At 68.2% G+C, this 16028-nt stretch carries 13 protein-coding genes; 4 read left to right on the forward strand and 9 right to left on the reverse strand.

Features of this window, described 5'->3' with window-relative positions; all coding sequences use genetic code 11:
• Positions 1-3: 3 nt before the first annotated feature.
• From folE2 to F1599_RS25580, 4 genes are all read right to left on the reverse strand, one after another.
• Complete coding sequence (gene folE2, locus F1599_RS25565) at positions 4-819, reverse strand: GTP cyclohydrolase FolE2 (RefSeq protein WP_150084914.1); 816 nt, start codon at positions 817-819, stop codon at positions 4-6.
• A 207-nt stretch (positions 820-1026) separates the two neighbouring features.
• Positions 1027-2964 (reverse strand): 1-deoxy-D-xylulose-5-phosphate synthase, encoded by a 1938-nt coding sequence (gene dxs, locus F1599_RS25570; protein WP_150084915.1) that lies wholly within the window; start codon positions 2962-2964, stop codon positions 1027-1029.
• A 71-nt stretch (positions 2965-3035) separates the two neighbouring features.
• Positions 3036-3920: a polyprenyl synthetase family protein gene (locus tag F1599_RS25575; protein ID WP_150084916.1), complete on the reverse strand. Its 885-nt coding sequence runs from the start codon at positions 3918-3920 to the stop codon at positions 3036-3038.
• Positions 3917-4201 carry an exodeoxyribonuclease VII small subunit gene (locus tag F1599_RS25580; RefSeq protein WP_149316943.1) on the reverse strand — a complete coding sequence of 95 codons (285 nt, stop codon included), beginning with the start codon at positions 4199-4201 and terminating at the stop codon, positions 3917-3919. Before F1599_RS25580 ends, F1599_RS25575 begins: the two co-directional genes overlap by 4 nt.
• 340 nt (positions 4202-4541) lie before the next feature.
• On the opposite strand from F1599_RS25580, the gene F1599_RS25585 reads away from it, so the two are divergent.
• From F1599_RS25585 to F1599_RS25595, 3 genes are all read left to right on the forward strand, one after another.
• The gene (locus F1599_RS25585) at positions 4542-5645 is read left to right on the forward strand and encodes an aromatic ring-hydroxylating oxygenase subunit alpha (RefSeq protein ID WP_149316942.1); all 1104 of its coding nucleotides are present in this window, start codon (positions 4542-4544) and stop codon (positions 5643-5645) included.
• 329 nt (positions 5646-5974) lie between these two features.
• A complete protein-coding gene (locus F1599_RS25590; protein WP_149316941.1) occupies positions 5975-6895 on the forward strand; it encodes a DMT family transporter in 921 nt (306 codons plus the stop codon).
• A 232-nt stretch (positions 6896-7127) separates the two neighbouring features.
• Positions 7128-8006 (forward strand): sulfurtransferase, encoded by an 879-nt coding sequence (locus F1599_RS25595; protein WP_149316940.1) that lies wholly within the window; start codon positions 7128-7130, stop codon positions 8004-8006.
• A gap of 295 nt (positions 8007-8301) precedes the next feature.
• Here the strand turns inward: F1599_RS25595 and F1599_RS25600 are convergent, their stop codons facing one another.
• The 5 genes from F1599_RS25600 to polA all read right to left on the reverse strand — a co-directional run bounded on the left by F1599_RS25600 (position 8302) and on the right by polA (position 15003).
• Positions 8302-9096, reverse strand: coding sequence for a ZIP family metal transporter (locus tag F1599_RS25600; RefSeq protein ID WP_263364069.1), 795 nt, complete (start codon positions 9094-9096; stop codon positions 8302-8304).
• A gap of 379 nt (positions 9097-9475) precedes the next feature.
• Positions 9476-10351: a dienelactone hydrolase family protein gene (locus F1599_RS25605; protein ID WP_150084917.1), complete on the reverse strand. Its 876-nt coding sequence runs from the start codon at positions 10349-10351 to the stop codon at positions 9476-9478.
• Positions 10352-10668: 317 nt separating this feature from the next.
• Entirely contained in the window at positions 10669-11997 is a 1329-nt protein-coding gene (locus F1599_RS25610; RefSeq protein ID WP_149316936.1) for an NAD(P)/FAD-dependent oxidoreductase, read from the reverse strand.
• A gap of 4 nt (positions 11998-12001) precedes the next feature.
• Entirely contained in the window at positions 12002-12178 is a 177-nt protein-coding gene (locus tag F1599_RS25615) for a hypothetical protein (protein ID WP_190286454.1), read from the reverse strand.
• 20 nt (positions 12179-12198) lie between these two features.
• Positions 12199-15003, reverse strand: coding sequence for a DNA polymerase I (gene polA / locus F1599_RS25620; protein WP_150084919.1), 2805 nt, complete (start codon positions 15001-15003; stop codon positions 12199-12201).
• 4 nt (positions 15004-15007) lie between these two features.
• Between polA and F1599_RS25625 the strand changes: the two genes are divergently transcribed.
• On the forward strand, positions 15008-15976 hold the full coding sequence (locus F1599_RS25625) for an LOG family protein (protein ID WP_149316934.1): 969 nt from the start codon (positions 15008-15010) through the stop codon (positions 15974-15976).
• Positions 15977-16028 lie beyond the last annotated feature (52 nt).

A 16028-nucleotide genomic window follows, 5' to 3' on the forward strand; every position in this document is an offset into this window, starting at 1 on the left:
CGCTCAGCCGGCCAGCTGGCTCACCCGCTTGTCGCGCTCGATCACCGCATACGCGCTGTGGTTGTGGATCGACTCGAAGTTCTCGGCTTCCAGCACATAGGCGACGATGCGCTCGTCGGCATTGAGCCGCATCGCGATGTCGCGCACCAGGTCCTCGACGAACTTCGGGTTCTCGTAGGCGCGCTCGGTCACGTACTTCTCGTCCGGGCGCTTGAGCAAACCCCACAGCTCGCAGGAGGCCTCTTCCTCGGCCATGCGGACCAGCGCCTCGATCGGCAGATCAGCCGCCAGCTCGACGCTCATCGTGATGTGCGAGCGCTGGTTGTGCGCGCCGTACTGCGAGATCTTCTTCGAGCACGGGCACAGGCTGGTGACCGGCACCAGCGCCTTCAGCCACACCCGGGTGACGCCGTCGCGCGCTTCGCCGATCAGCGTGACTTCGTAGTCCATCAGCGAAGCGACGCCCGACACCGGCGCGATCTTGTTGATGAAATACGGGAAGGTGACTTCGATACGGCCGGCCTGCGCTTCAAGGCGCTGCAGCATCTTGTCGAGCAGCGCGCGGAACGAGGCCAGGTCGAGCGGCTCGCGCTCGTCCTCGAGCAGCGCGACGAAGCGCGACATGTGCGTGCCCTTCTGGTCGGCGGGCAGATGCACGTCGAGGTTGAAGGTGCCGACGGTCGGATGCACGCCCTGCGCGGTACGCGTCGTGAGCGGATAGCGCACGCCGCGCACACCCACGCGCTGGATCGGGATCTGGCGCGTGTCCAGGCTCGATTGCACATCGGGCATCACGAAGGCCGGATTGATGTCATTCATGACGGATTTCCTCGGTTTCCTTTACGGTCGCGGCATCTTCGCAGTCCACCTTGCCGCGCAACGAGTGTGAAACCACGGGCGCGCCGGAAAACACGGCGGCGCCAGCCCGCAGCTGCGAACACGAAACCCGCGATTCTAAGGGAATTCGGGTGATGCCGCCCGCACCGGGCCGACAGCGGCCGGTGCGGGTGCGTGGGAAGAACCCGCTCAGGCGGCCTTGGTTGCCGCGGCAGAGGCGGCGGTGGCGGCCGTGGCAGCGGGCGCCGCCAGGCCGAAACGTTCGCGCACCGAGCGTTCGATGCCGCCCGCGTCCAGGCCGCATTGCGACAGCAGGAAGGCGGGATCGCCGTGGTCGATGAAGTGGTCCGGCAGGCCGAGCTGCAGCACCGGAATCTCGATGCCGGCCGCGGCCAGCGCCTCGAGCACCGCGCTGCCGGCGCCGCCCATCACCACGCCCTCTTCCACCGTGACGAGGTAGTCGTGCTCGCGCGCCAGCGTCTTGACCAGCTCCACATCGAGCGGCTTGACGAAGCGCATGTTGGCCACCGCGGCGTCAAGCTTGTCGGCCGCGCCGAGCGCGGGATGCAGCATCGAGCCGAACGCCAGCACGGCGACCCGCTGGCCGGCACGCGCGCCGCAGCTGCGCCGCATCTCGCCCTTGCCGACCGGCAGCGTCTCCAGGGTGGCCGCGGTCGCCACGCCCGGACCGGCGCCGCGCGGATAGCGCACCGCGGTCGGGCAGTCCTGCGCAAAGGCGGTGCTCAGCAGCTGGCGGCATTCGTTCTCGTCCGCCGGCGTCATCACCATCATGTTGGGGATGCAGCGCAGGTAGGCGATATCGTAGGCGCCCGCGTGGGTCGCGCCATCGGCGCCGACCAGGCCGGCGCGGTCCAGCGCGAACACCACCGGCAGGTTCTGCAGCGCGACGTCGTGGATCAGCTGGTCGTAGCCGCGCTGCAGGAAGGTCGAGTAGATCGCGACCACCGGCTTCAGGCCCTCGCAGGCCATGCCGCCGGCGAAGGTCACCGCATGCTGCTCGGCGATGCCCACGTCGTAGTAGCGGTCCGGGAAACGCTGTTCGAACTCGACCAGCCCCGAGCCCTCGCGCATCGCCGGCGTGATGCCGATCAGGCGCGGATCGGCCGCGGCCTGGTCGCACAGCCATTCGCCGAACACCTGCGTATAGGTCTTGCGCGCCGGCTTGGCGGCCGGGCGGATGCCCTCGGCCGGATTGAACTTGCCGGGGCCGTGATACAGGATCGGGTCGGCCTCGGCCAGCTTGTAGCCCTGGCCCTTCTTGGTGACGACATGCAGGAACTGCGGGCCGGCGCCCTCGAGCGCGCGGCGGCGGATGTTCTGCAGCGTCGGCACCAGCGAATCGAGATCGTGGCCGTCGATCGGCCCGATGTAGTTGAAGCCGAATTCCTCGAACAGCGTGGCCGGCACCACCATGCCCTTCGCATGTTCCTCGAAGCGCTTGGCGAATTCGAGTACCGGCGGCGCGACCGACAGCACGCGCTCGATGCCCTTCTTGGTCGCGGCATAGAACTGCCCGCTCAGCAGGCGCGCCAGGTGCCGGTTCAGCGCGCCGACCGGCGGCGAGATCGACATGTCGTTGTCGTTGAGCACCACCACCAGCGGCAGGTCCTTGTAGACGCCGGCGTTGTTCATCGCCTCGAAGGCCATGCCGGCGGTCATCGCGCCGTCGCCGATCACCGCGATCGACACGCGCTGCTCGCCGAGCGTGCGCGCGCCGAGCGCCATGCCCAGCGCGGCCGAGATCGACGTCGACGAGTGCGCGGTGCCGAAGGTGTCGTACTCGCTTTCGCTGCGGCGGGGAAAGCCCGAGATGCCGTTCCACTGGCGCAGCGTGTTCATGCGCTCGCGCCGCCCGGTCAGGATCTTGTGCGGATAGCTCTGATGGCCGACGTCCCACACCAGGCGGTCCACCGGGGTGTCGAACACGTAGTGCAGCGCGATCGTCAGCTCGACCGTGCCGAGATTGGACGACAGATGGCCGCCGGTCTGCGAGACCGACTCCAGCACGAAGGCGCGCAGTTCGTCGGCCAGCGTGGTCAGCTGGCGGCGGTCGAGCTTGCGCAGGTCCGCGGGGTCGTCGATGGTATTGAGCAATGCGTAAGTCATGGTATCCGTCCTGCCGCCGGATTCTCCCGTCCGGCTCGTCGTTTTACGGCGATCGGTCGCGCGGCGCGCAGTCAATGCGTGCGCAGCACGATCAGGTCGGCCAGGTCCGCCAGTCTTGCCGCGGGGGCGCCGAAATCGCCCAGCGCCTTGCGCGCGTCGTCGCGCAGCCGGGCGGCCAGTTCGCGAGCCGCATCCAGGCCCAGCAGCGACACATAGGTGGGCTTGTGCTGCTCGGCATCCTTGCCGGCGGTCTTGCCCAGTGTGGCGGTATCGGCGGTAACGTCCAGAATATCGTCTACCACCTGGAACGCCAAACCGATCGCGGCGGCGTAGCGGTCCAGCGCCGCCAGTCCGGCCTCGTCGATGCGGCCGCACAGCGCGCCCATGCGGATGCTCGCGCGCAGCAACGCGCCGGTCTTCATCCGGTGCATCGTTTCGAGCTGGTCCAGCGACATCGCCTGGCCGACATGCTGCAGGTCGATCGCCTGGCCACCGGCCATGCCGATCGAGCCCGAGGCGCGCGCCAGTTCGCCGACCAGCCGCAGCCGCGCGGCGGGTTCGAGCGCGTCGGTCTCGGCCAGCACGATGAAGGCCTGGGTCTGCAGCGCATCGCCGACCAGCAGCGCGGTGGCCTCGTCATAGGCCTTGTGCACGGTCGGCCGGCCACGGCGCAGGTCGTCGTCGTCCATGCACGGCATGTCGTCGTGCACGAGGGAATACGCGTGGATCATCTCGACGGCGCAGGCCGCGGCATCGCAGGCCCGCGGGTCGGCGCCGCCAACCTCGCCCGCCGCATGGACCAGCAGCGGGCGCACCCGCTTGCCGCCGCCCATCGCCGCGTAGCGCATCGCCTCGTGCAGCCTTGCCGGCAGGCGGTCCGCCGCCGGCAGCGCGGCCGCCAGCGCCGCCTCGGTACGGGCGGCGCGGTCCTGCATCCATTGCGCGAAGGCGGTCATTCGGTCTCTGCCTGGCTGCCCGGCTCGGCCAGGGGCTTGAGGGTATCGCCCTCGAGCACCTTGACCTGCTGCTCGATGCGCTCGAGCATCTGCTGGCAATACTTGACCAGTTCGGCACCGCGCCGGTAGGCCGCCAGCGATTCCTCCAGCGGCAGGGCCCCGCTTTCCATGCTGGTGACCAGCGCTTCGAGCTCGGCCATGGCGGCCTCGTACGAGGCCGGCGGCGCGCTGGTGGGGACCTGGTCGCCGTCGCCGGCAGGCACGGTGTTTGTCTTTGGCATAAAGGGGATTCGATCCAGAAACCGCGATTTTACGGCAAATCGCCGCGGCCAAGCCCGATCCGATGGAGGGGGCCGGCGCGGCCCGGCCGGCACGCCCATAGCCGGCATGTCGCTGTGAGCATAAATCGCCACATTATGGCCGCCCAATGTTCGCGGTCGCGCCAAAAAGGCAAAAAAATCAGGCCCTTATCCCGGGGGTGGGGTACAATCCCCGGTTCGTCAGCGAAAACCGCGGCACCACGCCCCGGGGCTCAGGGTCTGACTGTCTTTCCCATATCGATTTCAATTTCGATGGTTGGGTTGTTCACTGCTTTCGCCTGTTTATTAGGGAGTGGGGATAATGTCCAATCTCAGCACCGCGCTGAAGCTTGCGCCGGCTGATACACAGCTGCCCGTCCGTGCGTACTTCGACGAGGCCTTGCATCAACAGGAACTGGATCTGCTGTTCAAGAAGGGCCCCGGTTATGTCGGCCACGCGCTGATGGTGCCCGAAGTCGGCGACTACCATACGCTGGCCGCCGAGGAAGAGGGCCGCATGCTGGTGCGCAATCCGGAGGGCATCGAACTGATGTCCAACGTCTGCCGCCACCGCCAGGCCATCATGCTGAACGGCCGCGGCAACGCCTCCAACATCGTCTGCCCGCTGCACCGCTGGACCTACGATCTGAAGGGCGAGCTGCTCGGCGCGCCGCATTTCGCCCAGCAGCCCTGCCTGCATCTGAAACGTTCGCCGCTGCAGAACTGGAACGGCCTGCTGTTCGAAGGCGAGCGCGATGTGCGCGCCGATCTCGCGCGCCTGGGCGTCTCGCAGGACCTGAACTTCGACGGCTACATGCTCGACCATGTCGAGGTCCACGACTGCGACTACAACTGGAAGACCTTCATCGAGGTCTATCTCGAGGACTACCACGTCGTGCCCTTCCACCCGGGCCTGGGCAGCTTCGTGTCCTGCGACGACCTGAAGTGGGAGTTCGGCGAGTGGTACAGCGTGCAGACCGTGGGCCTGCACGCCGGCCTGAAGCGCCCCGGCAGCGCGACCTACCAGAAGTGGCACGACGCCGTGCTGCGCTTCAACAACGGCGAGCTGCCCAAGCATGGCGCGATCTGGCTGACCTACTACCCGAACGTGATGGTCGAGTGGTACCCCAACGTGCTGGTCATCTCGACGCTGCACCCGATGGGCCCGCGCAAGACCCGCAACGTGGTCGAGTTCTACTACCCCGAGGAAATCGTGCTGTTCGAGCGCGAGTTCGTCGAGGCCGAGCGGGCCGCCTATATGGAGACCTGCGTCGAGGACGACGAGATCGCCGAGCGCATGGATGCCGGCCGGCTGGCGCTGATGAAGCGCGGCGACAACGAGGTCGGCCCGTACCAGTCGCCGATGGAAGACGGCATGCAGCACTTCCACGAGTGGTATCGGCGCGCGATGGGACCGGCGGCCTGAGCGCCGGCCCCGGCCCTGCCTGAGACGGACCGCCACGGCGGTCCGTTTTTCATTGGCGCGGACGCGGGCGTCGCTGCGTCGTACACTGCCTCGCACGCCACACATCGCCTCAACCGCCGCCTCGCACGCCCCCTGGTGCGCCGCCCGGCACGCCGCTTCGCACACTCCTGGGCGATGACCGCGCATCCGCTTTGGTGCATTGCATCAGCACTGCTACAATCGGCTCGCCCAAGCGGCTGTCACCTCACTTGCCGCCCGGCACGCTGCCGCGCCGATTGGCGCCGCGCCGCGGTTCCCGACCTTCCCCGCTGTCCTCGCCTTTCCTCGCCATGCAATCGCTCTGGATGCTGTTCGCCGCCTTCTCGTTCTCGTTGATGGGGGTGGGCGTCAAGCTGGCTTCCGAGATGTACACCACCGGCGAGATCGTGTTCTACCGCAGCATGATCAGCATGCTGATCATCTGGGCGATCCTTGCCTCCAGCGGCATCTCGGTGCGCACGCCCCATATGACCACGCATATCAAGCGCAGCCTGTTCGGCGTGACCGCGCTGATGCTGTGGTTCACCTCGATCAGCCTGCTGCCGCTGGCCACCGCGATGACGCTGAACTACATGTCGCCGGTCTGGATCGCGCTGATCGTCGGCGCCGGCGCGGCGCTGGCCGGCACCGCTGGCGGTGCGGACCGCAAGCTGATCGGCGCGATCGTGATGTCGTTCGCCGGCGTGATCTGCCTGCTGCAGCCTTCCGTCGGCAAGGACCAGCTGACCGGCGGCCTGGTCGGGCTGATCTCGGGCATGTTCACGGCGCTGGCCTATGTCGAGGTGCGGCAGCTCGGCCAGCTGGGCGAGCCCGAAGGCCGCATCGTGTTCTATTTCTCGCTGGTCGGCACGCTGGCGGGGGTGGTCTGGATGATGTTCTCGGGCGTCAGCAGCCACACCTGGCACGGCGCCGGCCTGCTGCTGGGCATCGGCATCCTGGCCACCCTGGGCCAGACCGCGATGACGCGGGCCTACAAGCGCGGCAACACGCTGCTGACCGCCAACCTGCAGTACGCCGGCATCGTGTTCTCCAGCCTGTGGGGCATGATGATCTGGAACGACGCGCTGAACTGGCTGTCGTGGCTCGGCATGGGCCTGATCATCGCCAGCGGCATCGCCACCACGCTGACCCGCGCGCGCGAGAGCACCAGCCAGCCGACGGCGGCGACGCCGGTCAAGTCGGCCGAGGCGGAGGTGCATCCCGAGGTGTAGGCCCCTCGGCGTGGCACTCCCCTCGGGGAAGTCGCGGTCGTTCCGGGACGGCGAACGCCGCCCCCCTCTCCCCGGCCCTCTCCCGCAAGCGGGAGAACGCCCCGCGCAAGCCGGCATGGCGCGCGCGCAGGCTGGCCCGCTCCGCGTCAGCCTCGGCCCGATAGCGGCAGACGCCACTTTCGGCGATCATCGGAATTCCTCGACGATCCGTCGCCACTAGACAGGTTTTACGATGCCCCAAGCCGTTTGGACCACGCTGATCTCCTGCGCCGACCTGCATGCGCTGCGCCAGGATCCGGGCCGGCACAGCGTGCTGATCGATTGCTCCTTCGACCTGACCGATCCCGCCGCCGGCCGCGAGGCCTACCACCAGAGCCATCTGCCCGGCGCCTTCTACCTGCATCTGGACAACGAGCTGTCGGGCGAGAAGACCGGCAGCAACGGCCGCCATCCGCTGCCCGATGCCGATGCGCTGACGGCGCGCCTGCGCGCGCTCGGCGTCAACGACGACACCCAGGTGGTGGTCTACGACGCCCAGGGCGGCATGTACGCCGCGCGGGCCTGGTGGCTGCTGCGCTGGATCGGCCATCAGGCGGTGGCCGTGCTCGACGGCGGCAAGCAGGCCTGGGTCGCCGCCGGCCTGCCGCTGGAGAGCGGCACCACGCCGGAGCCGGAGGCATTGGCAGGCGGCAACCTGACCCGCCGCCCTTCGCTGGTCGGCACGGTCGACGCCGATACCCTGATGGCCAATCTGCAGTCGCCGACGCGGCTGGTGGTCGATGCCCGCGCGCCCGATCGCTTCCGCGGCGAGAACGAGACGCTGGACCCGGTCGGCGGCCATATTCCCGGCGCGGTCAACCGCTGCTTCAAGGACAATCTGCAGCCCGACGGCCGCTTCAAGCCCGCCGAGGCGCTGCGCGGCGAATTCGGCGGCGTGCTGGGCGCGACGCCAGCGGAGCGCGCGGTGATGCAGTGCGGCTCCGGTGTCACCGCCTGCCACAATCTGCTGGCGCTGGAAGTGGCGGGACTGCCGGGCGCGGCGCTCTACCCCGGTTCGTGGAGCGAGTGGTGCGCCGATCCGGCGCGGCCGGTCGCCACCGGGGACCGGTAGGCCGGCGTCGGTCAAGCCAGCCGCCCTCGGGACTGGCAAGCCGGCGTCAGTCGAGTCAACCGCCCTCGGGGAGCGGTAGCCGGCGCCAGTCGAGTCGATCGCCCTCGGCGAGCGGTAGCCGGCGCCAGTCAAGTCAACCGCCCTCGGGGAGCGGTAGCCGGCGCCAGTCGAGTCAACCGCCCTCGGAGAGCGGTAGCCGCCGCCAGTCGACTCAACCGCCCTCGGGGCGCGGTAGCGGGCGCCGGTCCGGCGCTAGTCCAGCCAGCCGCCCGGGGAGAGCGGCGGCTGGACGAACTCAATGGTCGGTGTGCGCGTGCGCATGGTCGGCTGCGCCATGGCCGGCCTCGCCGTGGCCGTGGTGATCGTGGACCCCGTCGGTCACCCAGACGATCGCCGCGATGCCGGCCGCCACCAGCACCACCTGCACGATCGATTCGCGCCAGCGCGGCTTGCGCTGCATCTGCGGCATCAGATCGCTGACCGCGATATAGAGGAAGCTGCTGGCGGCGATCACCAGCACATACGGCACCCAGCTGCTCATCTCGTCGAGCAGGAAGTACCCCACCAACCCGCCGACCACCGCGGCCAGGCTCGACAGCAGATTGAAGGCAAACGCGCGCGCCTTCGAAAACCCGGCATTGAGCAGCACGATGAAGTCGCCCACTTCCTGCGGGATCTCGTGCGCGGCGATCGCCAGCGCGGTGACGATGCCGATCTTCGGGTCGGCCAGGAAGGCCGCGGCGATCACGATGCCGTCCGCGAAATTGTGGAAGGTGTCGCCAACCAGGATGGTCAGGCCGCTGCGGCCCGCCTCTTCGCGGTCATGCCCGTGATGGTGATGATGACCGTCGCCCTCGTGATGGTGCGAATGGCGCAGCAGCGAGATCTTTTCCAGCAGGAAGAAGCCCAGCAGGCCGGCCAGCAGCGTGCCGAACAGCGCGCGCGGGTCGGCGCCCGAGGCGAACGCCTCCGGCAGCGAATGCAGCAAGGCGGTGGCCAGCAGCACGCCGACCGAAAAACTGACCATGCGCTCCACCGCGCGCGATGCCGCGGTCAGAGACAGCAGGGCGGCACCGAGAATGCTGCCCACGCCGGAAATCGTGGTGGCCAGCAGGATCAAGACGAGCGTGGAAAAGATGATGGGCTCCCGGAGGGTTCGCCCCTGCCCGTGTCGCGGGCCGCGCGGCCTGGCCGCGTCGATCCGTATAAACGCAACACTGTTGCAAGAGGCGCAAAGCCCGCATTGTACGGAGGTCGGGGGCGGTTTTGCAATGGGCCGAGCCTCCGTTGCAGCGGTCGTCGTCTCATTGCCGCCTCATCGTCCGCCCATCGTCCCCTCATCGTCCGCCCATCGCTCGCCCGGCGCCGGCTCAGCGCGGCGTGCCTGCTCGTGCCCGAGATTCCCAGAAAGGGGACGAACGTACCCAACCTGGAAATATGCCGGCGCCCGCCTACCCCCCAACGCCGCCTTACGCCACCCCATGCTCCTTGAACCACGCCAGGCACTTCTGCCAGCCGTCCTTCGCGTCCGCCTCGCGGTAGCTCGGCCGGTAGTCGGCATGGAAGGCGTGGCCGGACTCGGGGTAGACGATGAACTTGGAGGCCTTGGCCGCCGGGTTGTTGGCCGCCGCCAGCGCGGCCTTCATCCGGTCGACCGCCTCCAGCGGGATGCCGGTGTCCTTGCCGCCGTACAGCCCAAGCACCGGCGCCTTCAGCTGCGCGGCGAGATCGATCGGATGGCGGGGCTGCAGCGGCGTGGTGTCGCCGTTCAGCCGGCCGTACCACGCGACGCCGGCTTTCAGCTGCCTGCTGTGCGCGGCGTACAGCCAGACCACGCGGCCGCCCCAGCAGAAGCCGGTGATGCCGACCTTGCCGAGATTGCCGCCGTTGGCGCCGGCCCAGGCCACCGCCGCATCGAGGTCGCCCAGCACCTCGTTGTCCGGCGTCTTAGCGATGATCTCGCGCTGCAGTTCCTGGATCGTGCCGAAGCTGGTCGGATCGCCCTGGCGCGCAAACAGCTCGGGCGCGATCGCCAGATAGCCCTGCTTGGCGAAGCGTCGGCAGGTATCGGCGATGTATTCGTGCACGCCGAAGATCTCGCTGATCACCAGCACCACCGGCAGGTCGCGCTTGCCCTGCGGCATCGCGCGGTAGATCGGCATCCTGAAGTCGCCGGAGGGGATGGTGACCTCGCCGGCCGTCAGCCCTTCGAAGTCGGTCTTGATCGCTTGCGCGGTGACCGGCAGCGCTGCGGCGGCGAAGGCCGAGCCGAGGGCGGTCTTGACGAAGCTGCGCCGGTCGAACGTCTGGCCGGGTACGAGGCTTTCGACTTCGGGCTTGAGCATGCGGGTCTCCTGATGTTGGCGAACGGGGGACGCTGCGCCAGCAGACGAGCCGGGGCATCAGGAAGGCGATTCTAAGCAAACATGGTGTCCAGCGCACGCTGCAGGCCGGCGGGCGGCGCGCGCAGTGCCCGCGCCCTTGCCGAGCGCATGTCGAGCTTCTACCGAGGCCCTACCAAGACCGTGCGGAGCCGCTGCGAAGCCCCTGCCGAGCCCTGCCGAGCCTCCGCCGAGCCCCCTCCGAGCCCCTGACGTGCCTTTGCGGCGCCCCTCCGAGCCCGGCCCTTGCCGCGCCCGCCTCGCCCGGGGCGGCCAACCGCTCAGTGCAGCTTCACCCGCGGATTGGTCTTGCTGCGCAGCCAGTGCGCGACCGTATCGAGCGCCATCCGCACCGCGCCGTGCAGCGCCATCACGTGCATCCGGTACAGCGACGAGTACATCAGCCGGGCCATCAGCCCCTCGATGAACATCGAGCCGCCGATCAACCCACCCATCAGGTTGCCGACCGCGGTGAAACGGCCCAGCGAGACCAGCGAGCCGAGATCCTTGAACTGGAATTCCGGCAGCGGCCGGCCCTCCAGCCGCGCCCGCAACGCGTCGTACAGAAAGCTGGCCTGCTGGTGCGCGGCCTGCGCGCGCGGCGGCACCGTGGTCTGCTTGGCCGGCCACGCGCAGCTGGCGCAATCACCGAACGCGAAGATGTCCGGGTCGTCTTCGCTCTGCAGCGTCTGCCTGACCACGATCTGGCCCTGCCGGCTCAACGTCAGGCCGAGCGTCTTCAGCACCGGCGGTGCGGTGATGCCCGCCGCCCACACCGTCAGTTCGGCGGGAATCCGTTTGCCGCTGGCGGTCAGCACCGCATCGGGCCCGATCTCGGTGACGCGCTCGCCGACCAGCATGCGCACGTCCAGCTTGCGCAGCAGTTCGGCGGTTTCACTCGACACGCGCTCGGACAGCGCCGGCAGGATGCGCGGGCCGCCTTCGATCAGCGTGATATGGATGTCGCGGCGGGGGTCCAGGCGGTGCAGCCCGTAGGCATTGAGCACCTGCGCGGTATTGCGCAGCTCGGCCGACAGCTCGACGCCGGTCGCGCCGGCGCCGACGATCACGACATCGACGTCCGGCCGGCCGTCGCCATCGTCGTCGTTTCGGCTGAGCCCGTTCTGCGCGCGGACACAGGCCGAGATCAGCCGGCGGCGGAAGCGTTCGGCCTGCTCGACGGTATCGAGCGCGATCGCATGTTCGGCCGCGCCGGGCGTGCCGAAGAAATGCGTGACCGAGCCGATCGCCAGCACCAGCGTGTCATAGGGAATGTCGCGCGCGGGCAGCAGTTCCAGCCCGTCCTGGTCGACACAGGCCGCGACCGAGATCGTCTTGCGCGTGCGGTCGAGGCCGGTCAGCTCGCCCTGCTGGAACTCGAAATGGTGCCAGAGCGCCTGCGCCGCATATTCGAGCTGATGGGTGTTCTGGTCCATGCTGCCCGCGGCGACCTCGTGCAGCAGCGGCTTCCAGATATGCGTGGGCGAACGGTCGACCAGCGTGATATGCGCGGCGCCGCGCTTGCCCAGCTTGTCGCCGAGACGCGTCACCAGTTCCAGCCCACCTGCCCCACCGCCGACTACGACAATCCGATGCGCGCTTGTTTGCATTGTTCTACCCGTTCTGGATGGTCGGACCGCCGGCATGCCGGCGGCGACTGCTGCCTGCTTCTGTCAGTTCTGTCAGTTCTGTCAGTTCTGTCAGTTCTGTCAGTTCTGTCAGTTCTGTCAGTTCTGTCAGTTCTGTCAGTTCTGTCGGCACCAGTTTGCTGCAATGCAGCAAACTTGGCAAGACGGCACCGGGCGAACACCTCAGTGCGCTTCTTCCCAGTTCGCACCGACCCCGGTTTCGGCGACCAGCGGCACCCGCAGCGCCGCCACGCCGCACATCAGTTCCGGCAGGCGCGTGCGCACCAGTTCCAGTTCGGCGGTCGGCACCTCCAGCACCAGTTCGTCGTGCACCTGCATGATCTGCCGCGTGCCGAGCGACTCGCGCTCGATCCAGTCCTGCACCGCGATCATCGACAGCTTGATCAGGTCGGCCGCGGTGCCCTGCATCGGCGCATTGATCGCGGCGCGCTCGGCGGCCTGGCGGCGCGGGCCGTTGCCGCCGTTGATGTCCGGCAGCCACAGCCGGCGGCCGAACACGGTCTCGACATAGCCCTGCTCCCGCGCGGTCTGGCGCGTCTCTTCCATGTAGCGCGCCACGCCGGGATAGCGCATGAAATAGCGGTCGATATAGTGCTTGGCCGCGTCGCGCTCGATGCCGAGGTTGCTGGCCAGGCCAAACGCGCTCATGCCGTAGATCAGGCCGAAGTTGATGACCTTGGCATAGCGGCGCTGCTCGCTGCTGACCGCATCCGCCGCCACGCCGAAGATCTCGGCCGCGGTCGCGCGGTGGATGTCGTCGCCGCGCGCAAAGGCGCCGAGCAGGTTCTCGTCGCCCGAGATATGGGCCATGATGCGCAGCTCGATCTGCGAATAGTCCGCCGACACGATCGCATGGCCCGGCGACGCGATGAAGGCCTCGCGGATGCGGCGGCCCTCCTCGGTCCGCACCGGGATGTTCTGCAGGTTCGGCTCGGTCGACGCCAGCCGGCCGGTCACCGCGGTGGCCTGGCCGTAGCTGGTATGCACGCGTCCGGTGGCGGGATTGACCATGCGCGGCAGCTTGTCCGTGTAGGTCGACTTCAGCTTGGACAGCGCGCGATAGTCGAGCAGCAGCCGCGGCAGCGGATAGTCCTCGGCCAGCTTCTGCAGCACCTCTTCGTCGGTCGACGGCGCGCCGCTGCTGGTCTTCTTGACCACCGGCAGCTGCATCCGCCCGAACAGGATCTCGCCGATCTGCTTGGGCGAGCCCAGGTTGAACGGCTGGCCGGCGGCCTCGTAGGCGCGCTGCTCCAGTTCCATCATGCGCTGACCCAATTCGGCGCTTTGCGCGGCCAGGCGCGGCGCATCGATCAGCACGCCGTTGCGCTCGATCTTCTGCAACACCACCGACACCGGCATCTCGATGCGCTCGTAGACGTAGCGCAGGCCCTCGGCCGCCTCGAGCTGCGGATACATCTTGCGATGCAGGCGCAGCGTCACGTCGGCGTCCTCGGCCGCGTATTCGGTGGCGCGCGCCAGGTCGATCTGGTCGAAGCACAGCTGGTTGACGCCCTTGCCGCAGACCTCCTCGTAGGTCAGCGTCTTCAGGTTCAGCAGCCGTTCGGCGAGGCTGTCCATGCCGTGATTGCGGTGCGAGGCCAGCACGTAGCTCTGCAGCATAGTGTCATGGCGAATGCCGCGCAGCGCGATGCCGTGGTTGGCGAACACATGGACGTCGTATTTCAGATGCTGGCCGACCTTGTGCCGGTCCGGGTCCTCCAGCCACGCACGCAGCCGCGCCAGCACGAAGTCGCGCGGCAGCTGGCCGCGGCCTTCCATGCCCGCCACATCGGGGCCCTGGTGCGCGACCGGGATATAGCAGGCGATGCCGGGCTCGACCGACAGCGAGATGCCGACCAGTTGCGCCTGCATCGGATCGATCGACGTGGTCTCGGTATCGATGCAGGTCAGCTCGGCGCGTTCGATCCGGCGCGCCCATTCCTCGAGCGCGGACTCGGTGACCACGGTCTCGTAGCGGATCTCGGCCGGCGGGGTCTCCGCCACGGGCTCATCGGTGGCGGCCGGACCGTCGAACAGGCTCGCCTGCGGACCGCGCGACGCCGCGGCGGCAGCGGCCTGCGCGCGCGCATCGGGCAGGCGTTCGCCGGTCAGCTCGCGCAGCCAGGTCTTGAAGCCGTAGCGCGAGAAGAACGCGACCAGCTTCTCCTTGTCCTCGCCCATGTCGCGCAGCGCGTGGAAGTCGGGGATCGGTCCGGACAGATCGCAGTCGATCTTCACCGTCACCAGCTCGCGCGCGCGCGGCAGCCAGTCGAGCGTGTTGCGCAGGTTCTCGCCGACCACGCCCTTGATCTTGTCGGCGTTGGCCATGATGCCGTCGAGCGTGCCGTATTCGGTCAGCCATTTGACCGCGGTCTTCGGACCGACCTTGGGCACGCCCGGCACGTTGTCGACCGCATCGCCGATCAGCGACAGATAGTCGACGATGCGTTCCGGCGGCACGCCGAACTTGGCCACCACGCCCGGCGGATCGAGGACCTCGCCGCTCATCGTATTGACCAGCGTGACGCTGTCGTTCACCAGCTGCGCCAGGTCCTTGTCGCCGGTCGACACCACGGTGCGGATGCCCTCCGCGGTAGCCTGGCAGGCCAGCGAGCCGATCACGTCGTCGGCCTCGACGCCATCGACGACGACGATCGGCCAGCCCAGCGCGCGCACCGCCTCATGGATCGGCTCGATCTGCCGCGCGAGATCCTCGGGCATCGACGGGCGGTGTTCCTTGTATGCGGGGTACAGCGCATCGCGGAAGGTCTTGCCCTTGGCGTCAAACACGCAGGCGCTATACTCTGCCGGGTAATCGTTGCGCAGCTTGCGCAGCATGTTGATCATGCCGTAGATGGCCCCTGTGGGCAGGCCTTCGCCGTTGCGCAGATCCGGCAGCGCGTGATACGCGCGATATAGATAGCTCGACCCATCGACGAGCAGCAGTGTTTTAGGACTATCCGACATTCCCATGGACTCGAAATTGACTGGTGCCGCGGCAAGCGGTGAACCCACCGCCCCCGACCACGCCAACGGCGTGGCCGGCAGCCGCAGCAACCCCGTGACCGCGGCGGTCCGTGCCAACGAAGGCAAGATCACCACGGCTGCGGATATGGATGTGAACGTCACCGTCGGCCCCGCCGACGATGGCCCGGGCGATACCGCCTCGCCCGCCGAAGCGCCGGCGTCCGCCAAGGCGGCGCGGACCAACCCGCGCAAGATGATTCCCAGCCTGCGTGCGCTGGCCGACGAAGATCGCGCGACTGCAAAGAAGGCGCGCGCCTCGTGGCAAATGTTCACGATTATGGCAGAGTTCATCGAGGCGACCGAGTACCTGTCCGAGGTCCGGCCGGCCGTCTCGATCTACGGCAGCGCGCGCCTGCGCGAGGATTCGCCGTACTACCAGCAGACCATCGACATCGCGCGGCTGTTCTCCGACGCGGGCTTCGCCGTGATCTCCGGCGGCGGCCCCGGCATCATGGAAGCGGCCAACAAGGGCGCGCACGCAGGCAAGTCCGCGAGCGTCGGCCTCAATATCGAACTGCCGCACGAACAGCAGGGCAATCCGTACCAGGACATCGCCATGCGCTTCCGCCATTTCTTCACGCGCAAGGTGACCTTCGTCAAGAACTCGGACGCCTTCATCGTGATGCCGGGCGGCTTCGGCACGCTCGACGAACTGGCCGAGGTGCTGACGCTGGTGCAGACCGGCAAGTCGCGCGCGGTACCGGTGGTGATGGTGGGCAGCCGCTTCTGGAAGGGCCTGCTCGACTGGTTCCGCTTCACGCTGCTGCCGATGGGCCTGATCGCCGAGCACGACCTCGATCTGATGCAGATCGTCGACGAGCCGCACGAGGTGCTGGAGGCGGTCTACGACTACTACGAGCGCCGCGGCGGCGAAAACCCGATCCCGCCGAAGGAAGAGATGTTCTATCTGTGAGTGGCGTGGGCGGGCGGTGCCCGAGTGCCCGAACCGCCTCGCCACGGGCCCG

Origin of the sequence: Cupriavidus cauae, assembly GCF_008632125.1 — a bacterium.
GTDB classification, from domain to species: domain Bacteria; phylum Pseudomonadota; class Gammaproteobacteria; order Burkholderiales; family Burkholderiaceae; genus Cupriavidus; species Cupriavidus cauae.